The organism is Prevotellamassilia timonensis (assembly GCF_900106785.1).
GTDB lineage: Bacteria > Bacteroidota > Bacteroidia > Bacteroidales > Bacteroidaceae > Alloprevotella > Alloprevotella timonensis.
Genome location: NZ_LT629842.1, coordinates 13,279 through 38,187 on the forward strand (window position 1 = coordinate 13,279; position 24,909 = coordinate 38,187).

Here is a 24,909-nt window from a genome sequence, read left to right on the forward strand (position 1 = left end):
CAACAAATACACGAAACAACCACAAAACAAACATATCACGCAATGAATTTTGTAGAAGAACTCAAATGGCGCGGCATGCTTCACCAGATGATGCCAGGCACAGACGAACTCCTTGAAAAGGGAATGACTACAGCATATGTTGGCATAGACCCTACTGCCGACTCGCTGCACATCGGACACCTCTGCTCTGTCATGATGCTTCGCCACTTTCAGCGTGCTGGCCACAAGCCATTAGCACTCGTAGGCGGTGCCACAGGTATGATTGGCGACCCCTCAGGCAAAAGCGCTGAGCGTAACCTCCTTACCGAGGATATTCTGCGCCACAATGTGGCCTGCATCAAAAAGCAGTTGTCACACTTCCTCGACTTCGACTCTGACGCACCCAATGCGGCAGAACTTGTCAACAACTACGACTGGATGAAAGACTTCACCTTCCTCGACTTTGCACGCGAGGTGGGCAAGCACATCACCGTCAATTACATGATGGCCAAGGATAGCGTAAAGAAACGTCTTAACGGCGAGGCACGCGATGGCTTGTCATTCACCGAATTTACCTACCAGCTGTTGCAGGGTTACGACTTCCTCCACCTTTACGAGACCAAGAACTGCAAGTTGCAAATGGGCGGTTCCGACCAATGGGGCAACATCACCACCGGTACCGAACTGATACGCCGTACCCTCGGTGCTGAGGCCGACGCCTACGCTTTAACCTGTCCGCTCATCACCAAGGCCGACGGCAAAAAGTTTGGCAAGACTGAACAGGGCAACGTATGGCTCGACCGTCGTTACACCACTCCCTACAAGTTCTACCAGTTCTGGCTCAATGTGGGCGACGAGGAGGCAGAGCGCTACATCAAGATTTTCACCTCGCTCGAGCACGACGAGATAGACGCCCTTATAGCCGAGCACCGTGCCGACCCGGGCCGCCGTTTGCTGCAAAAGCGCCTCGGCGAGGAAGTTACTTGCATGGTACACAGCCGCGCCGACTACGAAATGGCTCTCGAAGCTTCAAACATACTCTTCGGCAAGGCCACTAAAGACAGCCTGTTGAAGCTCGACGAGGAAACCTTCCTCAGCGTGTTCGACGGCGTGCCACACTTCGAGGTAAGCCGCGACCAGGCAGTAGGTGCAAAGGCCGTAGACCTCTTTGCCGAGGCCACCAAGTGTTTCGCCTCAAAGGGCGAGATGCGCAAGCTCACCCAGGGCGGTGGCGTAAGTCTTAACAAGGAGAAACTCGCCGCCTTCGACCAGGAAATCAAGGCAGAGGACCTTATCGACGGCAAATACCTCCTCGTGCAGCGTGGCAAGAAGAACTACTTCCTCATCACCGTGAAATAAGTCAACTCACAACCGGCCCCTCGCAGGCCGGTCTTCCTACCAACAACCCCCAACGGGCAGCATCAAGTGTGCAACCTGTTGGGGGTTGTTTTGTTAACATACGTGACGCACGATTGCTCTTTTTGGCCAATTAGTATATGCAGTCTAAAAAAATATAATTACTTTTGCAAGCAACGGAACATTATGTAGCGAGGCCTAACAAATACCTAACTCAAGTTTCGGATTTAGCAAGGGCGGGCTGAAAGCCCAATGGAGCACATAGCCCAGGGCAAGCGTAGCGGCACCCTGGGGTTCCCGCATAGTAGAGTCTCCGCGCCCTGTAAGGGCAAAAGCCTTAACCCTTTATGTTGTTATTCTTGCTTGATAGCTGATTTTGCAGTCTTAAAGTGGAACAAAGTATGTATATTTTGTTCAATACTTGCGCCATGTCTTAAAGCTTTTGCCCTTACAGGGCGCGACTGCTCCAACACGCGATACCCAGGGTGTCGCTTCGCTTGCCCTGGGCTATGTGCTCCATTGGGCTTTCAGCCCGCCATTGCTAAATCCGAAACTTAAAACACCTAACCCTATCTGTTGGCGGAATTTTGGGTTAACGGGTTAATTGGTTGACAGGTTAACAAGTAAGTTTGCAATAACTACTTGTTATGTTAAAGTCTGAATGCTAAGAAGCAAAGATGCTTGACAAACTTACCTGTTACCCTGTTAACTTGTCAACATGTTTACTGATTTCGTCAATGCGCTTAATCCTTGCAGTAATATGATTCAGTCAGAATTTTCACGTGTGGCACGCTCCAATCGCCGGCATGCTGTCAAACAAATGTTTGGGCTTTCCAGCGCCTTTGGCATGTTCATGGCCGTAGTGGCAATCATAGCCTTGACCGTGGCAACAGGTCTTGTCGTATGGTTCTTGATGGTAGCTTAGGCAAAAGTGTTAACCAAGGCTGTGCGTTTTTGTGTTAAACAACATACTGGCGGGCGCTAATCGTCCGCCTATTTATTTATAACTTTGCAGCGAAGTGTGGCGCGCATATTCTTTCTGCATATTTGCAGGCCACGCCAGGCAACTATCTAAACGCGAAAAATACAATAAACTACTTACATTCAATACATCATGCGAAAACAGTTACTTACAGTATTTGCATTATTCTTTGCAGCCATGAGCGTTTGGGCTCAGGGCTCACCATGGCGCTATAACCGCTACAACGGTTTCAAGGCTCACAAGATTACCGACAAGACTATCGTATTCTTTGGTAACAGTATCACCAACATGCACGAATGGTGGGAGGCCTTCAACAATCCCAACATCGTCAACCGTGGCGTGAATGGTGCCGAAACCCCCATCATGCTCGAGCATTTCGAGAGCATCTTGGTGGGCCAGCCAGCCAAAATATTCTTGATGATGGGTACTAACGACCTTGGCACTCAGGGCATGAACACCCCCTCACACGTGGCCAAGAGCGTGCGCACAGCCCTTATGCGTTGCCAGAAGGAAAGTCCCAACACAAAGGTGTATGTGCAAAGCATTCTGCCGTGTACAGGTAATAACATCAAGGACACCAAGAACGTGCCCATTACCAACGACTCGCTCAAGAATATCTGCAACGAGTTTGCCAACGCCACCTATATCGACCTTTACCCATTGTTGCCGGGCATACCCACCCATCAATATTCAGCTGACGGCACCCACCTCAGCATGACGGGCTACCGCATCTGGTGTAACGAAATAGCCAAATACGTGGGTTCAGACTGCGTATATCCTGCTGACGCCACCGACAATTGGGGCAATCTCGGCGGCATAGCCGGCATGCGCAACACCTACTTTGCCGCTCTGCCTGTCAAGGCTGACGACATCATCATGCTCGGCGACGACAACAACGACTGGCACGAACTGCTCCACGCCAACAATGTGAAGCAGCGCGGTGGCGCTTGGGGCTACCCCAGCAACGACCTCGGCACAATGACCTCGATGCTCAACAACATCTTCAAAGGCCGCTCCGACAACAAAGAGCCCAAAATGGTGTGCATCATGCAGGGCTACAAAGAGATGCAGGACGCAACAGACGTGGCAACAGTGGCTGCCAATTACAAGACATTTGTTGAGAAAGTGCGTAGCTATTGCCCCAATGCCGTTATCAAACTGTTTGCTGTAATACCTTCGCCCACACAAGCTAAGAATGCAGGACGCAGCGACGTCTTCAATGCTGAAATTGAAAAGATTGCGGCCAGCATGGACAACGTAGACTATGTACCAGGCTCATACACCTCGCTCTTGAAAGATGGTGTGCTCAATGCAAGCTACAACATGAACGGACGCCTCAATGCCCGTGGCTACGCCAAACTCTCGCAGGTTGTAGCCGAGGCTATTGGTGCTGAAAATGGCGTGACTGCCACAACCGACGCTGAGGTGGAAGAACTCATTGCCAAGATTGATGCACGCAGCAAATTGGTAAGTGCTTTGCAAACGGCGGGTAGCCTCAGCATTGGCAATGGTGTTGGCCAGTATACGACTGCCAACGTTGCCCCGGTGTTGACTGGCATTGACGAGGGTTATGCCCTGCTTGCCGACCCCGCCACCACCAACGAGCAACTCACCGCAAAGAGCAGTGCCTATGCCTCGCTCGTTACAAGCGTGTTGCCTAAAATCAACATGCCGCTCGCGTCAAACGACACCGAAGAGCATTGGTATCAGCTCTATACCCCCAATCGTGGCTCATTGTATAATACCTCGCAGGGTGCTGAAAAGGATTTGATAGGAGGACAGAATACAAAGTATAAGAACACCATGTGGAAGTTTGTGCAGCGTGACGACAAGTCATTCGACATCGTCAATCGTGCAGATCAAACTTACGTGAGTCCCGATGCCAAATACGACACAATGATAAAAACAACCGCAACCCGCCCTGACAAGGGTTGGACGCTGAGCTATGCCAATGTGTCTGGCGTGTTTATCATCTCATCGGGTAACGTGCAGCTTAACCAAACTGCCAATAAGAAAAAAAACAATGGTGTGTGCAACTGGAGCAACAAGAATACGTTAGGCCAAGACCGTAGCGACACAGGTTGCCAATTTGCCATAGTAGATGCGCCAGCGCCTGAGGATATAAATATTGAGGACATAGACCCAACTTGCATTAAGGACTACGAGATTTCTTTGCAGACGGGTTCATTCGTTAACCCCCAAACGGGCAAGAACAATAATTTCCCCGAAGGCTACGTATTGGCCAAATCGTGGGAGAGCAGCGAGACTAATCCCAAAATAAAGATCACAACGGCGGCAAACAACATGATGCCTTCTGAGGTGTATAAGGGTGATTACTTGATGTGGCACCCAACCGCAGACTACACCGTATCGGTTGAGGGCGTAGGGCCTAATGGTCAGAAGTGCATCATTACGGGTTACACCTTTACCTATTCATCAGCCACAGAAGGTCAGACCATAACAGTAGCAGGCAAGACATTCACAGCCAAGGCTGCCGAACAGCAGGCTGAAGTTACTGATTTGTGCGAGACATCAACCGTATTCAAGGCGGGTGGTACAAGTGTATTGGGCAAGAGTGTGATCCTCAAAGACTTCATTGTAAAGGTATTTGTGCCAGGTTCTGCTGGTGACGTAACGGCTATTGGCAATGCCACAGCTCCCGCTATCAGCGCGCCTGTTTACTACTACGACCTTCAAGGCCGCCGTGTGCTGACCCCCACCAAGGGCTTGTACATCACTAATACAGGCCGCAAGGTGGTGAAGTAATCACGCGCCACACACAAAATATAGTAAACGCAAACAAGCTCCAATGCGATGCCATAATTAAAACGCAAGCTCTAATGGGGGCGACGCGTCTCGCGTCGGGAATTAAGCAAAGGCTCACAGACAGACACGTAATTTGTAATTCGTGCTATCTGTGAGCCTTTATTCTGTGTGTGAACATTGCATTTTTACCGACGCGGGACGCGTCGCCCCCATTAGAGCTTGCGTCAAGGGCATTACGCACTATTGCCTGTAACCCCCATTACGCAAGAATAGAGTAGCCGGCTTTTTCGATGGCGTCGTGCAGTTGGTCGATGTGGCGCTGGTCGCGTGTTTCGAGCACCATGCGCAGGTTGCACGAATTAACGTCAGGACTTTCACCATTGCGCTCGTGGTGGATAGAAATGATGTTGGCACCCAACTTACATATAACCTGGCACAAACCCAACAACGAACCCGGACGGTCGGCCATCTCTATCAGCATCTCGGTGGTGCGGCCACCCTTCATCAAGCCTCGGTTAATCACACGGCTCAAAATAGTCACATCGATGTTGCCGCCACTCACAATGCAACACACATTCTTGCCTGCGATGTCCACCTTGTTAAACATGGCAGCGGCCACGCTCACAGCGCCAGCCCCCTCGGCTATCAGTTTGTGTTGCTCAATCAAGGCCAATATGGCAGCGCATATCTCGTCCTCGGTCACACTCACAATGTCGTCAACATATTGCTGCACAATCTCGAAAGTGTTAACTCCCGGCTCCTTCACGGCTATGCCGTCGGCAATGGTCAGCACATTGGTGAGCGTCTCTATTTGGTTGTGGTCTACACTGTTCAGCATGCTCGGAGCCCCTTGTGCCTGCACACCGACCACACGCACAGAGGGCTTGAGCGCCTTAACCGCAAAAGCCACACCGCTGGCCAGTCCGCCACCGCCAATGGGCACAAATATGAGGTCGATGTCGGGATTTTCGTTCAGTATTTCCATACCCACGGTGCCTTGTCCGGCAATAACCTGTTCGTCGTCAAAGGGGTGGATAAACGTCATGTGCTTCTCCTCGTTCAGCTGCATGGCTTTGGCGTAAGCATCATCGTACACGCCCGGCACCAGGCAAACTTCAGCGCCAAGTTCGCGGGTAGCTTCCACCTTTGAGATGGGTGCTCCCGAGGGCATACATATCAAGGCGGGTATGCCATAGCGCTTGGCAGCCAGTGCCACGCCCTGTGCATGGTTGCCGGCCGAGCAGGCTATCACGCCGTGAGCCTTCTCCTCATCGCTGAGTTGTGATATTTTGAAGCCCGCACCGCGCACTTTGAACGAGCCGGTTACTTGCAAATTTTCGGGTTTCAGAAATACGTTGGCCGCGGTGTTGATTTTTTGAGTAGGGATGAGTTGTGTGCGGCGTACCACGTCCTTCAGCACCGTCGAAGCTTTGTATATCAAGTCGAGTGTTATCATATTTGGCAGATATTATGTCGTTTTGATTGATAAGTGTGTTGATTACTTGCAAATGTACTAAAATAATAGCACAGAACAAACAAAAGGCGAGAAATGATGCGTGCTTTGCTCTGTGCGGTGGCTCGTAAACTGCGTTTTGGTGCTTGGGTTCGTTCGCATATAATTATAGCAGACGCCGTAGCGTTGCTACTTGCCACGCTACGGCGTCTGCCCATTGGCATAGTTGAAAAGTTGACAGGTTGAAAAGTTTACAAGTTGAAAAGTTTACAAGTTAACAAGTTAACGGGTTGACAAGTTAACGGGTTAACAGGTAAGTTTGCATAGCTTTTTTAAGCTTCCTGTCATTCTGGCTTTAACATAATAAGTAGTGTATAGCATACTTACTTGTTAACCTGTCAACTTGTTAACCCGTTAACCGTCATCACTTGAACGGCTTGCGCCACGTGCAGCCCTCCTTCCAACGTGAGCAACCATAGGCCGTGTTGCCCTTGATAACCTTGCCCTGGCCACAGAGCGGACAGATACTGCCGGCCCGAATGATGCGTTTGCGTGGCTTCGCCTCCTTGTTTGCGGCAGAGGTTTTGGCTGCAGGCGCATCGTCCTTGGCCTTGAGCTGCGCCGAAAGCGGAATGTCCTGTGTAATGTGACGGTTCGTGTTGTCGCGCAACACCTGGTTCACCACCTCCGTCACCATATCCTTAAGTTCCGCTATGAATTGCGGGGCACTGTATTCGTGGTGCTCAATTTGCCTCAACTTCTTCTCCCAAAGTCCGGTCAGCTCGGCACTTTTGAGCAACTCCTCCTTGATGATAGAGATAAGTTGCACCCCCGTAGGCGTAGCCACAATCGTTTTGCGCTGGCGGCGAATGTACTGGCGTCGGAACAGTGTCTCGATGATGGCGGCGCGCGTAGAAGGACGTCCGATGCCGTTCTCCTTCATTGCGTCGCGCAATTCCTCGTTGTCCACAGTGCGTCCCGCTGTCTCCATGGCGCGCAGCAGCGTGGCCTCGGTGTAAGGCTTGGGCGCTTGTGTCATTTTCTGTGCCAAGTCGGGCAGGTGCGGTCCGCTCTCGCCCTTCACAAAGTCGGGCAGTGTGCGCTCCGTTTCGTCCTTTTTGTCGTCATCGTCGTTGGCAGTGGCAGCCATTTTGGCGGCCGATGGCGGCACGGCGCGCCAGCCAGGCTCCAATATGATTTTGCCTGTAGCCTTAAACGGCACGTCGGCAGCCTGACCCATGACGGTGGTGGTGGCAAACTTGCAGTCGGGGTAGAACACCGTGATGAAGCGGCGTGCCACCAAGTCGTATACGTTGCGCTCGGTGTCGGTCAAATTGTTAGCCTCGACGCCGGTAGGTATGATGGCGTGGTGGTCGGTCACCTTGCTCGTGTCGAACACCTTTTTGCGTTTGGGCAGCACCCCGTTGTTGCCGCGTAGCGGTTCGAGCAGGTCGTTGTACTGGTTGCGTATGCCACGCAGTATGCCCGGGCATTTGGGGTAAATGTCGTCGGACAGGTAAGTGGTGTCAACGCGCGGGTAGGTAGTCACCTTCTTTTCGTAAAGCGACTGAATGAGCGACAGGGTGAGGTCGGCCGAATAACCAAACTTTTTGTTGCACTCCACCTGCAGCGATGTCAGGTCGAACAAGCGCGGTGGCTGCTCGGTACCACGTTTTTTGTCCACCGCAGTCACTACAAATGGTTCATTCTGTATTTTGGCCAGTGCGGCGCGCCCCTCCTCCTCGGTGGTGAAACCGCGTCGGGCAGGGGTTTGCTGTTGCTGTTTGGCCTTGTCTCCCTTGTCGTCGCCTTCGGCAGCCGGCTCGTCTTCATTGGGGTCGGCCATCACGGCATTGAAGGTGGTGTCGCGATAGACGGTGGTCAGCACCCAGTAAGGCTCGGGCTTGAAATTTTCGATTTCGAGCTGGCGGCGCACAATCAGTGCCAGGGTAGGCGTTTGCACACGTCCTATCGACAAGGGCGGTGCCCCATAGCCGCCACCATACTTGATGGTGTAGAGCCGTGTGGCATTCATGCCGAGCAGCCAGTCGCCAATGGCGCGGCACAGTCCGGCCTCGTAGAGCGATTTGTACTCCTGTTGCGGTTTGAGCGAACTGAAACCTTCGCGTATGCTCTCCTCGGTGAGCGACGAAATCCACAAGCGGTCGACAGGACATTTAACCTCGGCCTTTTGCATGACCCACCGCTGTATGAGTTCACCCTCCTGGCCGGCATCACCACAGTTGATGATGCGGTCTGCCTTTTGCATGAGTTTCTGAATGACGTCGAATTGAGCCTTCACGCCTTGGTCGTCCTTCAGGCGTATGCCAAAGCGTGCCGGCACCATGGGCAATGCCCCGAGCGACCACCGCTTCCATAGTGGCGTGTAGTCCTCGGGGTATTTCAGTTCGCAAAGGTGGCCGAAGGTCCAGGTTACTTGGTAGCCGTTGCCTTCGAGGTAGCCTTGATGTTGCTGCGTGGCACCTAATATGTTGGCTATGTCGCGTGCCACGCTGGGTTTCTCTGCTATGCAGACTATCATTGGTGGGTGTAAAATTTATATTGGGGGTTAACCCGTTAACCAATAAATCTGCCAACGGGTTATAAAGTAGTTCAGAAGTCAGTCTCTCATGTCGAAGCGCATGGTGGCTGCGTCGAATTGCACGCCTTCGGTGTTGAAGAACCTGCCTATGCAGCCGTTGGCAGCCAGTAGCTGCGGCGAGCCGCTTGTGAGCGTCTGTTGGTTGAGCAGCCACAGGTTGTCGGCCATGTGCAAGGCCAGTTCCACATCGTGGGTGGAGAGCAGAATGGTCTTTTGTGCGTCGTGCGCCAATTTCTTGAGCAAGCGCATGGTGGCAATTTTGGCCGGAAAGTCGAGAAAGGCAGTGGGCTCGTCGAGCAGAATGACGGGCGTGTTCTGCGCCAGCGCCTTGGCTATGAACACACGTTGGCGTTCGCCGTCGCTCAGTGTGCTGATGGGGCGGTGGGCAAAAGGCGTGGTGTGTGTGAGCTGCATGGCTTGCTCCACCGCCTGGCGGTCGGCCTCGGTGGTACCCGACAGCATGGTAGTGTAGGGTATGCGTCCCATCTCCACCACCTCGGCCGCGGTGAGCGCTTCGGCCTCGGGCTTGAAGGTGAGTACCACGCTCATGGTGCGCGCCAGTTGGCGTGCGCTAAGTTGGGCAGTGTCGGTGCCTTGCCAACTGATGCTGCCTGCCAATGGGGGCTGAAAGCGTGCCAGGGTGCGGAGCAGGGTGCTTTTGCCCGCCCCGTTGGTGCCGAGCAGGGCAGTGAGTGTGCCCTGTGGCAGTGTGGCGTTGAGGTTCCGGCTAATGATGGTGTGGCGGTAGCCGGTGGTGAGTGCGTGCAGTGTGAGCATATTAGACTCTCCCGTTAGTGGAAACTCTTGCCCTTGAGGGTGATGCGCACGCGGTTGGCCACAGACTGGCCGATGTGCTTGAACTGACCGTGGCGCAGACTGATGCACAGCTCCTCGAAAGAGCGCCACACCTTGACCCATGGGTGACGCCAGCCTACTATGCGGTAGATGCGCTGGCGGTGGCGCACATGCTCAATAATGTGTTTGGGGTGGCGCAGCGGGAAGTTGAGCTCGTAGCGCTTCATGGTGAATATGCGGCGGTAGCCCGACGGTAGCGACTGCACACCGCCCGAAAAGTGTACCGACTCTTCCATCACGCCGATGTTGTTGACCAGATTGACGCGTGGTACAATGGCCAGCTGCGAGTTGAGGAACATGTGTGCCATGAAGATGCTCTCGTAGTGTGCCTTGCCGCTGGCGCGGTGGGCGCGTGCCATGGGCAGGAAGTCGCTGCGGAGTTTGCGTTCCTCAACCATCTGTTCGAGTTCGGCCACGGTTTGTGGTGAGTCGAGCCAGGTGTAGTGTTCGTCCCATTGGTTGACAACGCGTGCCCATGAGGCCCAGCCCGATATGACAAAGTTGGTGGTGAAGAGGTAGTCGGCCTCGGTTACATCGTCGGTACGCTCCTCAAAGTTGCAACCTTGTATCATGCCGATGCGGTCGTCGTGCTCGTAGCGGTCGAGCATCTCCTGGCAGAAACGGAAGAAACTTTGCGACGGCACATCATCGTCTTCAAGTACAATGCACTTGTCCACTTGTGAAAAGGCCCAGCGCTGTGATATGAACTCAGAGGGGTCGCACCCGTAGTTTTTTTCTTGATACATGCGTTGTACCTCGCATGGCCAGTCGATGTTGTCAACTATCTTGCGGCAGGCCATGATGCCTGGCATATCGCGCTCGCCGCGTGCACCGTCTTGATAGAGGAACAGGCGTGCGGGTTTGGCTTTGCGCACTTCGGCAAAGACTTTCTCGAGCACGTCGGGACGGTTGAAGAAGAGTATAAGTATTGATATGTCCATAGGGGGGAGGGTTAGGAGGTTAGAGGGTTAGGGGGTTAGGGGAGAGGGTTAGGAGGTTAGAGGGTTAGGGGGTTAAAAGATTACCTAAGATTGCTCAGTTCGGGGTATTGGGGGGGATTGGTTAGAGGGTTAGGGGGTTATTGTGTTAAGGGGTAAAAAGTCGCCTTTATGAATTAGATGAGTAAAGGTAATCTTTTAACCCTCTAACCTCCTAACCCCCTAACCCTTTTAACCCCCTAGCCCTCTAACCCAATCCCCCCTCTAACTCCTCCAAATAGAATACGGCATGTCCGCCGCGTTTGTCTTCGGGCGGCAACTGCATATAGTTGCGGTAGAGGTCGGTAAGGTAGGCATCGGGGTTGGCAGGCGCATTGAACTCTGCATCTTCGAACTTGATGCGTTGCACAGGAAATATGCTGTCTGTTCGGTGCATGATGCCGTAGCCATTGTTGTTGAGCGTGTTCGAGGTATATTCGTTGCGCATTTTCAGCGCACATGCCACGTTCCATTGCAGTTTGCACCAAGCGCGTTTCAATCCGAAATAGAAGAACTCTGCAAATGAGCGCATGGAATAGTAGTGCTGGCTGCACAGAATGGCGTTGGCGCGGCAGTAGCCTTTGGCCACGCGCTTGATGAAAGCTTTTGAACAGCTTGGGTAGGGCATCATCGGAAAGATGTCGACGTACAGCCCCTTGCCGTAGGGACGGCTAAAATCGTCGGCCGCTTCGACAAGGAAGGAGTCCGTGTCGCGCACCTTGTAGATGGGCATGCGCACATTGGGGTCGGTGTCGGGTGTTTGTATATAAAGGCCCTCGGGCAGTTCGCGTCGTGCTGCTTCCACAAATCGGGGCAGGTCGTCGAGCCGCATGGCAATGTCGATGTCGTCGTCCCAAGGTATGAAGCCGCCGTGGCGTACGGCACCGAGTATGGTGCCGCCGTCGAGCCAATAGTCAATGCCGTGCCGCAGACAAATGGCGTCGATGGCCTTGAGTATGCCGAGCTGCTTGAGCTGCACCGCGCGGCGGTGGCGGTCAAGGTATGTTGTGAGTTTGTTGCTCATTGGGGGGGGGGTTAAAAGATTACTTTTGGTTGCCCAATTCTTAGAGGGTTATGGGGTTATTGGATTAGGGGGTTAAAGGTAGGGCGTTCAAAATCGGCATCAAAAATGAGACTGGTTTTGTTGCAAAAAACGCAAGCACTAATGGGGGCGACGCGTCTCGCGTCGGGATAGAGAAAGGAGGGATGATACGAACTCTACTAAATAATAGCTGTATCTATTCCGACGCGAGACGCGTCGCCCCCATTAGAGGTAGCGTTCTTTTAACCCTCTAACCTTCTAACCCCCTAACCCCTCATAACCCTAACCTTGCCGTTTAACATCAATGACTTGGCCAGTGTAGTCGGCCATGAGGCAGCGCACCGTGGCGTCGGCCACTACCTCAGACTTGAGCAGCGTATCGTCGGGCTCCACGCCAAAGTTTTTGACGCGCATGGGGGTTTTGGTGCGCTCAGGATTGATGCAGTTGACGCGAATGCCAACCGATTCCCACTCCTGTGCAATGGCCTGCACAAAGTTGACAATGGCAGCCTTGGTAGACGAATAAATGCTGTAGAAAGCCCGGCCGCGGGTGTAGCTGCTCGAGGTGAAGAAGATGAGCTGCCCTTGCGTTTGCTTGAGGTAATTGTATGCCTCGAGCGCCACATTGACGGTGCCCATATAGTTAGTCTGTACCGCAGCTTGAATGATGCTGTAGTCCATGGAGCAAAGCGGCTCCTTGTTCAGCACCCCGGCGGTGTTGATAACATAATCAATTTTGCCCTCCTTGTCGGCCACCTCCTTGAGCGCACGTGCCACGTCGCGGCGGTTGCCCACGTCGGTGCCAGTGAGGGAGCGCGAAAAGCTGTACACCTTGGCACCAGCGTTGCGCAGTTCGGTGGCAATATCCTTGCCTATGCCGTATGAGCCGCCAAACACTACTGCCACGCGGCCGCCAAAATGCTCCTTGCCAGGCACCTCGGGTGCCTGTGAACCGCGGAGCTGGAATAGTTTGTCGAGCAAGAAGGTGTCCTCCTTGTAGGTAAGTTTCATGTTGCTCTCTTCGCCTGCAACAAGGTGTACGGGCACCTCGGGCATGTACTTGACCACCACGCCGCAGTCGTCGGTCACCTTAAAGTCGGGGTCGTTGAAGGCGCGCTTGTAGGCTTCCGAAATGACCGAGAGGCGGAAAGCCTGCGGTGTCTGGCCGCGCTGTAGCCGCGAGCGGTCGGGAATGGCTGCAATGTGGTCGCCGTCGGCCTCGATAATGGTGTCGACAGCTGGCACGGTGACATCGATGGCCTGATATGTGTTCAAGGCTTCGCACACATTGTCGATGATGCGTTGCGACACCAATGGGCGCACGGCATCGTGGAACACGAGGTTGACCTCCTCGCCGCCCTCGTAGGCATGAATGGCTGAAAGGCTCGAGTCGTAGCGCTCCTTGCCTCCCTTCAATATCTTTTTCACTTTCTTCCACCCGTTGCGCAGCACGATGTTTTCAACGTCGGGCACGTAAACGGGGTTCGACACAATGGCAATCTCGTCGATGTGAGGGTTGCGCTCAAAGGTGTCGATGGTGTGTTCGATGACCATCTTGCCGGCCACCTTGAAAAACTGTTTGGGTGTGCTCAGGCCCAGACGGCTGCCAACGCCGCCGGCCAGCACAATGGCTATGTTGCGAATCATATAAGAGAAGAGTGTTGCTATTTTACTAAGCAGGTGTTTGTAGCCTGCTTATTTTTCGAGTTTGAATAGATCGTTGCCGTAGGCCGAAATCAGCGGATAGAAAAATCCGCGAATGCGCCCTTTCAGTCCCCGTGGCCTGCCGGGGTAGATACGGTTGTAGTATTTGGCGCAGATGAGGCACAGCTCCAGCACGGCAAACGGACAGCGGCGCAGCATGAGACGCGCTATGCGTGCCGGCACGGGGTGCTTGCGGCGGTCGATGTGCTGTGCAAGGTAGGTGTAGAAGAAGCGGTAGTTGCGCTTGCGCTGCAAGTGCAGCCTGTGCAGTGTGCCCCATGCATAGGGTTGCCATGTGGGGTGTGGCACAGCCTCGTAAAAGCCTTTGCGATAGACGTGCGTGGTGGCCGAACCATCGTAGTGGCGGTGCCAGTTGAGCGCTTCGTCCACCTTGACCAAGCCGTGCCCCATCTGGGCGTGCATACTGAGCCACCAGTCATAGTATATGTCGTAATTCCACAGTTTGATGCCTTTGACAAAGTCGGTGCGCAGCAGCATGCTGTGTCCTGGCGTGCAGTCGTAAAAGAGCATGTGTTCGAAGTCGGTGCGCGGCGACACATAGTTGTGCAGTGGCAGTGTGTAGTGCAGATCTGTGTAGTAATCGGAAAAACACAAGTCAGCGTTGCCTATGGCTGCTACTTGCTTGCTTATTTTCTGTGGAAACCAAATGTCGTCCTGGTCGCTGATGGCCACGTATTGTCCTGTGGCACGCAGCAGGGCCGTGTGAAAGTTGCGGTTGAACCCCAGTTGCTCGTCGTTGCGGAACAGTTTGAACAGGCCCGGGTGCGCCTTGGCATAGGTTTGCAATATGTCCCAGGTGTCGTCGGTCGAGCGGTCGTCCTGCACAATGATTTCGTGCAGGGGGTAATCTTGCGCCAGTATGGAGTCCATTTGCTCGCGCAGAAATTGCTCGCCATTGTAGGTGCACATAACTACCGACACGGTGAGTGGAGTGCTGTTGTCATCGTTCATAGTATACAAAGGTATGCAAAATTTATAGTTATGACGGAGGAATGCAGCCACTATTTTTAATTAGTATAACTTTTTAGCCCGTACTGCGCAGGTTACGAATGCGTTAAGTGAGAGAATTATGTGCGGAGAAAGAGCCAATTTATAGATGCCAAATAAGTATCTTTGCAGCGTGCACTTTGGTACACGTGTATGAAAGGAGCACACCAGTTAATAATACACTATGACTACAAGATTCTTTACAACGATATGCGTTCTGCTGTCCGTCGTGCTGTCGGGCCAGGCCCAGAGAAGGACGTATGATGAGGCTGCCAAGGCGGCAAGCAACTTCTTTAAGACAACGGGACAAGACACTGCTGTCAGTTCGTGGCGCATGAAGCGTGACGATGGCGGTCGGCGGGTGCTGACCAAGCAGACGGGCGAGATGCCGTGCCAGGCGGCCTATTATCTGTTTACCAATGCACAGAGCGGACAGCTGGTAGTGGTGTCGGGCGATGAGCGTATGCCCCTCGTGTTAGGATATACCGACCAAGCCGTGACGGCAGACAAACTGCCCGACGGTTTGGTAGAACTGCTCGACGGATATAAGGCCCAGTACGCGGCGTTGGCTGAGGCTCCAGCCAATGCGGCCCGTGTGGCAACGCTCCATAAGGGCGAGCGCCAACTAATAACTGCCGATTGGGGACAAGGTGACCCCTTCAACCGCATGACGCCAGAGGCTACCCCAACGGGCTGCGCCGCTACGGCAATGGCTATTGTGATGCGCTATTACCAGTGGCCCGAAAGTGGGGCGGGGAGTAAGACACATATATGGAAGGACTCTGTAATGACGGCCAACTTTGGGCAGACACATTACGATTGGGGCAATATGCCGCTCAGCTACACTTCGTACACAGAGCAGCAGGCCAAGGCGGTGGCGCTGCTCATGCGCCATGCGGGCATAGCGGTGGAGATGTATTATAACGCTGAAAGCAGCGGTGCAAACCAAAGTCTGGTGCCGGGTGCGCTCCAAAAGTATTTCAGATATGCCGCTACGGCCCGCTTGTTGTCGGCCAGTAACTATGATGCGGCAACGTGGGACGGCATGATGCGTAACGAAATAGACAACGGGCGCCCTGTGCTATACACTGGTGAGTCTACCTTAGGCCGCGGCTCGCACGGCTTTGTGCTCGATGGATACCGCGACAACTTGTTCCACTTTAATTTTGGGTGGAATGGCAGTGGCAACGGCTACTTTGCCGTGTCGGCATTGAATGCAACAGGCCATTCAATAGAGTTTGCCAACCGGCAGCAGGCAGTGGTGGGCATTGTGCCGCTCAAAGACGATGGTTGTGCCCCGTTGACACTCGAACGCGACAATAAGTATCAAGGCTATTATACACCCCTCACAACGCTTGTGGCCAACACTGCGGTGGACATACATTTGTCAAACCTCACCGCGCTGCGCGACTGGAAGGGCCAGATGCAGTGGCACTTGTGTCATGCTGACGGCACGGTGGTGGAGCGTGTTGGCAGTAAGGACGTGGCAATGAATGGCGGAAGCAGCCAGAGTGTGGACTTTAGCTTGAGCGCTGCAAACGGTGCCGAAACAGGCGACTATTTGTGTCTTGTGGCACGAGAGGACGGTTCTGCCCAGTGGCAACCAGTGAGGGACGCCAAGGGGCAGAACGTGGTAGTGCCGGCTTTTGAGCGCAAGGTGCCGGTGGTGCAGGTTGTTTGTGACACAAAGCACGCTACCATCGACGACCAAAACCTTGGTAATGTGAGCTATGAAGGCAAACCCTTGCTCGGTTCACCCTATCATTATAAGGTAACCTTTGACAATGGTGTGGCAAAGCAGCTTGTGCAGTGGCGGCAGGGTGGCAGTTGGCAGACGGCCTCAAATGGTGCCTTGACGCTGACGGCAGACACGCTCTATATCAAGGCAAATGGCTATATGCCATCGGAGCTTGTGGCAGCGTGTGAGGTGAAAGTGGCTAATGCGGGAGCGTTGCAGTCCGCCTTGCTAAAGGTTGCTGCGGACGCTGATGCCGTGGAGTCGCTCACGTTGGCAGGTAATCTTGACAACAGCGATGTGCAGTATCTTTCAACTCTTCAAACGTTGAAGTCGCTTGATATGGAGCGCGCTACTGTGGCACAAGGCTTGTTTGGCGCCCCGTTCAAGGGGTTTGACCGTCTGGCAACCTGTGTGCTGCCCCGTTCCTTGACACAAATGGGGAGCGAGACGTTTAAGAATTGTAGTGCCTTGAAGTCGATCACATTGCCAGTCAGTCTGCAAACCACAGGCACAGACCTCCTTGCCGGCTGCGGCGCACTGACCGATATCTATGTGCCATCATCGTCGCCCGATTGTGTGTCCACAGGAGCGTTTGGCAATATGCCTGATGCCAGTGTCGTAACGGTGCATGTGCAGCAAGGGCTTGCAGAGGTGTTTAAGCGCAGCGACAAATGGAGCAGTTTCAGCCATTTTGTTGACGACCTGCCAGCACTGCCTCAGCGGTTTAGCAGCAATGGTATCACATATAACGCTATATATAAAGGTGAACCTGTTGGCGGAATTAATTTAGTGCATACTTAATTCTGCCAATGGGCTTGTCGTTAATGAAGTTTACGTATTGCAGAATGGTAAGTGCACTAATTTTGCCAATGATCCTGGCAAACAAACCATTCGTTATTTTCGCATAGTTCCTGATGACCAAGAACTGGTCTGTAAGTTGTGAGAATATTGTCTCAATCCTCTTTCTTGCCTTTGCAAACGGAATGAATGTCGGTTTCCAATCCTTTTGGTTGAGCCGATACGGACACTCCAGTCTTATGTGTGCGGTTTCGAACAAGTCAAGCTGTACGTCAGCTCCAATATACCCTTTGTCACCATAGATGCTACAGTCGTGATAAGTATGTTTTACATCCTTCATATAATGGAGGTCCGCCACACTTGCCTTTGACAGATCATAGGAATGGATAACTCCACTTAACCCACAGAGAGCGTGTAACTTATAACCAAAATAATACGTGTTCTGCGAAGCACAGAAGCCGAAGTCGGGAGCTTGCGAGAAATTGCCGGTACGTCCCATCTTGCAACGTTTTCCTCTTGCAACCCTACAGACCTCTATCGGCTTGGAGTCAACAAAGAATTGTTCCTCTCCGCCATCCATTTCCATGGCAATCCGCTTGCGCAGTTCCTCACACAGGCCTGCCGTTTTCTTCCTGCGGTCATTGAACTGTCTCCTTGATATGAGATTAGGAANAAGTCAAGCTGTACGTCAGCTCCAATATACCCTTTGTCACCATAGATGCTACAGTCGTGATAAGTATGTTTTACATCCTTCATATAATGGAGGTCCGCCACACTTGCCTTTGACAGATCATAGGAATGGATAACTCCACTTAACCCACAGAGAGCGTGTAACTTATAACCAAAATAATACGTGTTCTGCGAAGCACAGAAGCCGAAGTCGGGAGCTTGCGAGAAATTGCCGGTACGTCCCATCTTGCAACGTTTTCCTCTTGCAACCCTACAGACCTCTATCGGCTTGGAGTCAACAAAGAATTGTTCCTCTCCGCCATCCATTTCCATGGCAATCCGCTTGCGCAGTTCCTCACACAGGCCTGCCGTTTTCTTCCTGCGGTCATTGAACTGTCTCCTTGATATGAGATTAGGAATGTTGTCCTTGTACTCTTGCAATTTATAGTCGAACAACCACTTCTCACTATCAATGCTCTCGGTCTCTGCCGTCAAGGATAGCGCCACCACTTCCAAATCCGAAAACTTGGGAACAGGACCACGACGTGGAACATTACCCGATTCATTGACGAGATTTTCAGAGAATTGCTTGCATATCTCGAGTATTTTGACGAATTTTGTATAAAGGTTGTACATACGATGGTTTGGACTTAATGTTTTGAACACCACTAAGTTACTAAAAATCAGCGATATGTGCAACTTTTTACTCATATTTATCAACTTAAATTAATTCCGCCAACGGGTAAAGGTGATGGCAATTATGCCGAGGTGGCCATACCGAGTGGGCAAACCACCTACTACGGCGGAGAGGTGACCATACCGGCCACGGTGAGTTGTGAGGGCCTTGATTACACAGTGTGTGGTTTTGAAGAAACTGACGGCCTTTCGCCCTTTGTGGGTAATATGTTCGTGACATCGCTCAATTTGCAGTTGCGTGTCGACACACTCAAGGCCAAACAGTTTATGGGCTGCGTAAATCTTGCTTCGTTGCAGTTGCCTCCCACTTTGCGCTATATAGGCAGTGAATGTTTCCGCAACTGCCCCATGCTTATGCAGATAAGTCTGCCCGCCAGCGTAGAGGGACTGGGCGACAATGCCTTCTGTGGCTGTCAGTACCTTACCGACATATACAGTTATGCGGTGATGCCGCCAACAGGCAGCGATGGCAATGACTATCCTTTTGCCCAGTGCCGCCCGAATAATGTGACGCTGCATGTACCCGCATCTTGCGAAGAGGCTTATCGCACATCAGGCTTTTGGGGCAAGTTTGGCACAATAGTTGGCGACCTTGAAAATGTGGCCACGGGCCTGACGCCGGCGACTACGGGTCGTGATGCCGCCTTCACTATAAAGGCTGCAGGCTGCCAGTGGCTCGTTCTGCATCTTGACAAGGCACGTAGCGTAAGCATTTACCACCTCGACGGCACTTTGCAGCGTGTGGTGCAGTTGCCAGGCGGCGAAAGTCGTGTTTGGCTTGACGCGCCCAGCATATTGGTAGCGCCATAAGGTGGCAAGCACAAAATACAAGTACAAAACGCTAGCGTTTCTTCAAACACAAAACGATAGCTCAAAGTGCTAGCACTAAACGCGAGTGCAAATGCTAGCTCAAGACGCTAGCTCTAAACGCTAGCTCTAATGGGGGCGACGCGTCTCGCGTCGGGCAGAGAAAGGAAAGGCATACAAACTCTACTAAATAATTGCTGCATCTTTTCCCGACGCGAGACGCGTCGCCCCCATTAGAGCTAGCGTTTTGTGCTAGCATTTTGTGCTAGCGTCTTGAGCTAGCGTTTTGTGGTAACGTCTTTACTTGCGCCTTTACTTGCATTCCCCCCAAAGATTGAATTTGTTGATTTTGTCTGCACTCTGCACTTTTTGCCTGCACTGCATTGATAATCAATGTGTTGCAGAGTGTAGGTATACCTGCACTCTGCCTACACACTTACACTTTGCCTGCACTACACACTTACACTCTGCACTACCCAGAAACTGAGTAGCTCGCCTTTGGTTGTTCTGCCAACAGGCGCAAAACGAGGAAACTATGGTTAGCCCACACAGTAGTGTGTGCGACAAGATGGTTGTAGCACCGTGGCAGTCCTGTTACGGGGGAGAGAATTTTCAGTTGGAGCAATCGGCACGCCTACCTCCCAATGCAGGCAATGCCAACAGTCATAAGTGAACGCGTGCCCTGGTGTGGCCGAAGCACAATTATACTTATGCCTTTACACGAATTTGACTAAAAAACGTGCGTACTTGTGCCAGTAAGCAAATGTGTAAGCGCGTGTAGACAAAGTGTAGGCGAGTGCAGGTAAGTGTAGATAAAATGTAAGCGAGTGCAAGTAAGTGTAGACAAAATGCAAGCGAGTGCAAGTAAGTGTAGATAAAGTGTAAGAAGTGCAGGCAGAAGTGCAAGCAAGTGCAGACAAGTGTAGAAGAATTATTGACAAGTGCAGGTAGCGTGTATGTAAAATGCAGACTTACCTACACTCTGTAACGCATTGATAATCAGTGTAGTGCAGGTAAAAAGTGCAGGGTGTAGACAAAATCAACAAAATCAATTATTGGGGGTGCGTGCGCCACAAAAGCGCTGCCAAGAAACGCAAGCACTAATGGGGGCGACGCGTCTCGCGTCGGGAAAATATTCAGCTATTATTTAGTAGAGTTCGTATTTTCCTCCTCTCTCTATCCCGACGCGAGACGCGTCGCCCCCATTAGTGCTTGCGTTTCTTGGCAGCGCTTTCAGGCAACTTAAAACGCCCCTAAAAAGAAGCCTTGTCCTTGATGCCAATTTTGAACACCCTGGTTAATAAGTCAACCCGTTAACCCGTCAACTTGTTTACTAATTCTGCCAATGTGTTATGCGTTTGAACACCTGCTTGTGCAAAAATGTCCACGTGTGTGGCCCGCTCTCACAAAAAAACACTACCTTTACGCCTTAAATAGTAACAACATTATCAGAATAATGAAGCGTATATATACCTTTTTGTTAACCCTATTGCTGCTTTGGCCTTGTGTCTCGGCCCAGGAAGTACTGCCCAAACGTGAGTTTCGTGGGGCATGGATACAGATGATAAATGGCCAGTTTATGGGCATGGACCGCGACGAGATGCAGGCCAATTTGACACACCAGCTCAACGTGTTGCAGCAGTGTGGCGTTAATGCCATTATGTTTCAGGTGCGTGGCGAGGCTGATGCCATGTATGCCTCGCCCTACGAACCGTGGAGCCGTTTCCTAACAGGGCGACAGGGCACGCCCCCCAACCCTTATTGGGACCCCCTTGCCTGGATGGTGACAGAGTGTCACAAGCGCGGCATGGAATTGCACGCATGGATTAACCCCTTCAGAGCCAAGACCAAAACAACCAAGGAACTGGCTGTGACGCACCCTTATGTAAAGCACCCCGAACGCTTCTTTGAGTATGACGGGCTTTACCTGTTCGACCCGGGGCTCGATGTGAACCGCTCTTACATTTGCAAAATAGCTGCCGACATTGTGCGACGCTACGATGTGGACGGCGTGCATATTGACGACTATTTTTATCCCTATCCCGTGGCGGGGGTGAGCATTCCCGACCAGGCTACCTACGAAACGCACAAGAATGGCATCAACAACATCAACGATTGGCGCCGCTATAATGTCAACCTCTTTATTAAAGCCTTGCACGACAGCATTCGGGCTGTAAAGCCTTGGGTGAAGTTTGGCGTGAGTCCGTTTGGCATTTATCACAATGTGAAGGCCGGCTCAAACATTCCTGGCTCCAAAACCAATGGACTGCAGAACTATGACGACTTGTATGCCGATGTGCTTTACTGGATAAACCAGGGGTGGGTGGACTACAATATTCCGCAACTGTACTGGGAAATTGGACATAGAACGGCCGACTACGAAGAACTTGTAAAGTGGTGGAGCCGCTTTGCCGGCGGGCGTCCCTTGTTTATAGGTCAGGACGTGGAGCGCACGGTGCGTGCCGCCGACTTGAACAATCCGAATGTCAACCAGATGGGAGCCAAACTCCGCTTGCAGCGCACCTTGCGCGGCATTCAGGGTGGCTGCCTGTGGTATTCGGCCGCGGTGGTGCGCAATGAGGGCAACTATGCCACTGCACTGCAAAAGGTGTACAACCGCACTCCGGCCTTGCAACCGCTCTTCCCCTTTATTGATGATAAGGCACCGGGCAAACCACGCAAACTGAAGGCTATGTGGATGCCTAACGGCTACTACCTGTTCTGGACGGCACCGAAGGGTAGCAAGGAAATGGATCGCGCACGCAACTATGTGGTTTACCGCTTTAAGAAGGGTGAACGCGTTGACTTGTTCGACCCCTCGCACATTGTGACAGTGACACCGCAGACTTGCTACAAACTGCCTTACCAGGGCGGACACGACAAATATGTGTATGTTGTGACCGCGCTCGACCGCTTGCAAAACGAGTCGAAGGGCGTGAAGCGCAACGTAAAACTTTAGCACGTATAGGGTGTTGGGAGCTGCGGCCGGCGGTGCAGCTGGCCGGCATGCTCCTGTACATATCAACAAACTAAACAGACGCATGAAAGTACTGAAATTTGGCGGCAGCTCGGTGGGCACTGCCTTTGCTATAAAACACGTAAAAAGCGTTGTCGAGCGTGCTGGCACCCCCCTCATAGTGGTGGTGTCGGCACTTGGCGGCGTGACAGACCAGTTGATAAAGACCACCCAACTGGCCTCGAAGGGCAATGTGGCTTATTTGGCCGAGGTGGAGGCCATCACGGAGCGCCACCACCAAATGGTGTCGGACGTGATAGCTCCCGAAAAACAGGCACGCCTTGTGGCAAATATCGATGCTCTGCTGGGCGAACTGCGCAGCATTCTGCATGGCGTGTGCCTTATTCAAGACCTCACACCAAAGATTAGTGATGCCATTGTGGCATACGGCGAACGCTTGTCGTCGCTCATTGTGGCAGAACTCATCAGTGGCGCCACGCACTACGACTCGCGACGCTTTATTAAAACTGTGCATGAGAGCGACAAGCACTTGCTCGACTTTGATGTCACCAACCGCTTGATAACCGAGACTTTCGGCCGTGAACAGAGCGGGGTGGCCGTGATGGGGGGCTTTATAGCCAGCGATGCCGAGACTGATGTAACTACCAATCTGGGGCGTGGAGGTTCCGATTATACGGCGGCCATAATGGCGGCAGCCCTCGATGCGGAGGCACTTGAAATATGGACTGATGTGGACGGCTTCATGACGGCCGACCCACGCATCATACCAGGGGCTTTCACCATCGACGAACTGTCGTATGCCGAGGCCATGGAACTTTGCAACTTTGGCGCCAAGGTGGTGTATCCGCCCACCATCTATCCCGTGTGTCAAAAGAACATACCTATATATGTAAAGAACACCTTCCGTCCTGAGGCCAAGGGCAGTGTCATACGCAAGGACGCTGCACCGAGCGGACGCCCTATCCGTGGTATATCATCGGTCAAGGACACCAGCACCGTCACGGTGAGCGGTTTGGCCATGGTGGGTGTGATTGGCGTGAACCGTCGCATCTTTACCACTTTGGCGGCTGGCGGCATCAGCGTGTTTATGGTGGCACAAAATTCTTCGGAGACCAGCACGACTCTGTGTATGACGCCTGACGACGCCCGCGAGGCTTGCCGTCTGCTCGATGCCGAATTTGCGACCGAGATTGCTGATGGTGCCATGAATGCGGCCGTGTTGGTTGACGGACTGTCGAGTGTGGCGGTTGTGGGCGAACGTATGCGCCACATGGCTGGCATTGCCGGACAGTTGTTCAGCGTGTTGGGACGAAACGGTATCAGCATCAATGCCACCGCCATGGGTGGGCAGGAGATGAACTTGTCGTTTGTGGTAGATCGCGCACAGTTGCGCAAAACGATTAATGTGCTGCACGACAGTTTCTTCCTGAGCGAACACGAAGACCTCAACCTGTTTGTTTGTGGTACGGGCACCGTGGGCAGCAGTTTGCTCAGTCAGATAGCGGCGCAACGCGACAAGTTGTTGCGTGAGCGCGGCTTGAAACTCAACCTTGTGGGGGTGAGCGGCCGCAGCCATGCCGCATTTAATGTTGAGGGCATTGACCCTGCCAATTACCGCGAGGCCATGCAGCAGGGCGGCACGGGCGGCGTGGAGCGCATGATAAGCGAAATTGAAGAGATGAACACGTTTAACAGCGTGTTTGTTGACTGTACGGCGAGCGAGGAGGTGGCTGCACAGTATGGTCGCTTGTTGCGTCACAACGTAAACATTGTGGCTGCCAACAAAATTGCCGCATCGTCGGATTACGACAACTACAAGATGCTCAAACAAACAGCCCGTGAGCGTGGTGTAAAATTCTTGTTCGAGACCAATGTGGGTGCCGGCTTGCCCATTATCAGCACCATCAGCGACTTGCGTGGCTCGGGCGACCGTGTGCTCAAAATTGAGGCTGTGCTGAGTGGCACACTCAATTATGTGTTCAACACCTTGTCGGCCGATATTCCGCTCAGCCGTGCCGTGCATTTGGCACAGGAAAACGGTTATAGCGAGCCCGACCCCCGCATCGACCTTTCGGGCAAGGACGTGATACGCAAACTCGTTATCCTGGCACGCGAGAGCGGCTATCGTGTCAATGTGGAGGACGTTGAGAGCAACTTGTTCATTCCGCAGGCGCTCTTTGATGGTTCGCTCGACAACTTCTGGGCGCATCTGCCCGAACTTGATGCACAATTTGAGGCCGAACGGCAACGTCTTGCATGCGAAAACAAGCGTTGGCGCTTTGTGGCAGAATGGGCCGATGGCAAGGGCCGTGTGGGTTTGCGCGAAATCAGCCAGGGCCACCCGCTCTACGACCTCGAAGGCTCCAACAACATATTACTGCTCACCACCGAGCGCTACCACGAATACCCCATGCTCATTCAAGGTTATGGTGCCGGCGCCGATGTGACAGCAGCCGGTGTGTTTGCCGACATCATGCGCGTGGCTAATGTGTAAGCGCGG

14 protein-coding genes and 2 pseudogenes are annotated in these 24,909 nt (G+C 52.7%); 7 read left to right on the forward strand and 9 right to left on the reverse strand.

From position 1 onward, the window contains the following. Positions 1 to 42: 42 nt before the first annotated feature. The 3 genes from tyrS to BQ5453_RS03035 all read left to right on the forward strand — a co-directional run bounded on the left by tyrS (position 43) and on the right by BQ5453_RS03035 (position 5,083). Positions 43 to 1,338 (forward strand): tyrosine--tRNA ligase, encoded by a 1,296-nt coding sequence (tyrS, locus tag BQ5453_RS03030; protein ID WP_071122263.1) that lies wholly within the window; start codon positions 43 to 45, stop codon positions 1,336 to 1,338. A gap of 757 nt (positions 1,339 to 2,095) precedes the next feature. Beyond that, the gene (locus BQ5453_RS14310; RefSeq protein WP_154668734.1) at positions 2,096 to 2,260 is read left to right on the forward strand and encodes a hypothetical protein; all 165 of its coding nucleotides are present in this window, start codon (positions 2,096 to 2,098) and stop codon (positions 2,258 to 2,260) included. Between the two features lie 189 nt (positions 2,261 to 2,449). Next, entirely contained in the window at positions 2,450 to 5,083 is a 2,634-nt protein-coding gene (locus tag BQ5453_RS03035) for a GDSL-type esterase/lipase family protein (RefSeq protein WP_083361106.1), read from the forward strand. Between the two features lie 259 nt (positions 5,084 to 5,342). Here the strand turns inward: BQ5453_RS03035 and ilvA are convergent, their stop codons facing one another. From ilvA to BQ5453_RS03070, 7 genes are all read right to left on the reverse strand, one after another. Beyond that, positions 5,343 to 6,539: a threonine ammonia-lyase gene (gene ilvA, locus BQ5453_RS03040; RefSeq protein WP_071122103.1), complete on the reverse strand. Its 1,197-nt coding sequence runs from the start codon at positions 6,537 to 6,539 to the stop codon at positions 5,343 to 5,345. A 421-nt stretch (positions 6,540 to 6,960) separates the two neighbouring features. Then, on the reverse strand, positions 6,961 to 9,078 hold the full coding sequence (locus BQ5453_RS03045; RefSeq protein WP_071122104.1) for a DNA topoisomerase 3: 2,118 nt from the start codon (positions 9,076 to 9,078) through the stop codon (positions 6,961 to 6,963). A gap of 78 nt (positions 9,079 to 9,156) precedes the next feature. Continuing rightward, positions 9,157 to 9,915 (reverse strand): ABC transporter ATP-binding protein, encoded by a 759-nt coding sequence (locus BQ5453_RS03050; protein WP_071122105.1) that lies wholly within the window; start codon positions 9,913 to 9,915, stop codon positions 9,157 to 9,159. Positions 9,916 to 9,929: 14 nt separating this feature from the next. After that, positions 9,930 to 10,934 (reverse strand): hemolysin activation protein, encoded by a 1,005-nt coding sequence (locus BQ5453_RS03055; RefSeq protein ID WP_071122106.1) that lies wholly within the window; start codon positions 10,932 to 10,934, stop codon positions 9,930 to 9,932. A gap of 244 nt (positions 10,935 to 11,178) precedes the next feature. After that, the gene (locus tag BQ5453_RS03060) at positions 11,179 to 11,994 is read right to left on the reverse strand and encodes a LicD family protein (protein WP_071122107.1); all 816 of its coding nucleotides are present in this window, start codon (positions 11,992 to 11,994) and stop codon (positions 11,179 to 11,181) included. 300 nt (positions 11,995 to 12,294) lie between these two features. Beyond that, positions 12,295 to 13,659 (reverse strand): bifunctional cytidylyltransferase/SDR family oxidoreductase, encoded by a 1,365-nt coding sequence (locus BQ5453_RS03065; RefSeq protein WP_071122108.1) that lies wholly within the window; start codon positions 13,657 to 13,659, stop codon positions 12,295 to 12,297. A 48-nt stretch (positions 13,660 to 13,707) separates the two neighbouring features. Beyond that, positions 13,708 to 14,688 (reverse strand): glycosyltransferase, encoded by a 981-nt coding sequence (locus BQ5453_RS03070; protein WP_022101762.1) that lies wholly within the window; start codon positions 14,686 to 14,688, stop codon positions 13,708 to 13,710. 220 nt (positions 14,689 to 14,908) lie between these two features. Between BQ5453_RS03070 and BQ5453_RS03075 the strand changes: the two genes are divergently transcribed. Beyond that, the gene (locus BQ5453_RS03075; protein WP_083361107.1) at positions 14,909 to 17,263 is read left to right on the forward strand and encodes a C10 family peptidase; all 2,355 of its coding nucleotides are present in this window, start codon (positions 14,909 to 14,911) and stop codon (positions 17,261 to 17,263) included. On the opposite strand, the pseudogene BQ5453_RS03080 reads toward BQ5453_RS03075, so the two are convergent. Continuing rightward, positions 17,244 to 17,930 (reverse strand): annotated as a pseudogene (locus BQ5453_RS03080) (IS982-like element IS1187 family transposase); the annotation flags it as partial. The gene BQ5453_RS03075 and the pseudogene BQ5453_RS03080 overlap by 20 nt on opposite strands. Next, positions 17,930 to 18,640: pseudogene (locus BQ5453_RS03085) on the reverse strand (IS982 family transposase); the annotation flags it as partial. The pseudogenes BQ5453_RS03085 and BQ5453_RS03080, both read right to left, overlap by 1 nt. Here BQ5453_RS03085 and BQ5453_RS03090 point away from each other — a divergent pair. From BQ5453_RS03090 to thrA, 3 genes are all read left to right on the forward strand, one after another. Next, the gene (locus BQ5453_RS03090) at positions 18,623 to 19,435 is read left to right on the forward strand and encodes a leucine-rich repeat domain-containing protein (protein ID WP_143033279.1); all 813 of its coding nucleotides are present in this window, start codon (positions 18,623 to 18,625) and stop codon (positions 19,433 to 19,435) included. The pseudogene BQ5453_RS03085 and the gene BQ5453_RS03090 sit on opposite strands and share 18 nt — an antisense overlap. 1,453 nt (positions 19,436 to 20,888) lie before the next feature. Next, positions 20,889 to 22,391 carry a glycoside hydrolase family 10-like protein gene (locus BQ5453_RS03095; protein WP_071122264.1) on the forward strand — a complete coding sequence of 501 codons (1,503 nt, stop codon included), beginning with the start codon at positions 20,889 to 20,891 and terminating at the stop codon, positions 22,389 to 22,391. Between the two features lie 82 nt (positions 22,392 to 22,473). Further along, complete coding sequence (gene thrA, locus BQ5453_RS03100) at positions 22,474 to 24,903, forward strand: bifunctional aspartate kinase/homoserine dehydrogenase I (protein ID WP_071122265.1); 2,430 nt, start codon at positions 22,474 to 22,476, stop codon at positions 24,901 to 24,903. Positions 24,904 to 24,909 lie beyond the last annotated feature (6 nt).

Excerpts from the sequence above, each read along its gene's own strand:
- BQ5453_RS03070 (WP_022101762.1), bottom strand. The coding sequence starts at position 14,688 with ATGAACGATGACAACAGCACTCCACTCACCGTGTCGGTAGTTATGTGC.
- BQ5453_RS03060 (WP_071122107.1), bottom strand. The coding sequence starts at position 11,994 with ATGAGCAACAAACTCACAACATACCTTGACCGCCACCGCCGCGCGGTG.
- BQ5453_RS03075 (WP_083361107.1), top strand. The coding sequence starts at position 14,909 with ATGACTACAAGATTCTTTACAACGATATGCGTTCTGCTGTCCGTCGTG.
- BQ5453_RS03055 (WP_071122106.1), bottom strand. The coding sequence starts at position 10,934 with ATGGACATATCAATACTTATACTCTTCTTCAACCGTCCCGACGTGCTC.
- BQ5453_RS03045 (WP_071122104.1), bottom strand. The coding sequence starts at position 9,078 with ATGATAGTCTGCATAGCAGAGAAACCCAGCGTGGCACGCGACATAGCC.
- thrA (WP_071122265.1), top strand. The coding sequence starts at position 22,474 with ATGAAAGTACTGAAATTTGGCGGCAGCTCGGTGGGCACTGCCTTTGCT.
- BQ5453_RS03065 (WP_071122108.1), bottom strand. The coding sequence starts at position 13,659 with ATGATTCGCAACATAGCCATTGTGCTGGCCGGCGGCGTTGGCAGCCGT.
- BQ5453_RS03050 (WP_071122105.1), bottom strand. The coding sequence starts at position 9,915 with ATGCTCACACTGCACGCACTCACCACCGGCTACCGCCACACCATCATT.
- BQ5453_RS03095 (WP_071122264.1), top strand. The coding sequence starts at position 20,889 with ATGAAGCGTATATATACCTTTTTGTTAACCCTATTGCTGCTTTGGCCT.
- BQ5453_RS03035 (WP_083361106.1), top strand. The coding sequence starts at position 2,450 with ATGCGAAAACAGTTACTTACAGTATTTGCATTATTCTTTGCAGCCATG.
- ilvA (WP_071122103.1), bottom strand. The coding sequence starts at position 6,539 with ATGATAACACTCGACTTGATATACAAAGCTTCGACGGTGCTGAAGGAC.
- tyrS (WP_071122263.1), top strand. The coding sequence starts at position 43 with ATGAATTTTGTAGAAGAACTCAAATGGCGCGGCATGCTTCACCAGATG.
- BQ5453_RS14310 (WP_154668734.1), top strand. The coding sequence starts at position 2,096 with ATGATTCAGTCAGAATTTTCACGTGTGGCACGCTCCAATCGCCGGCAT.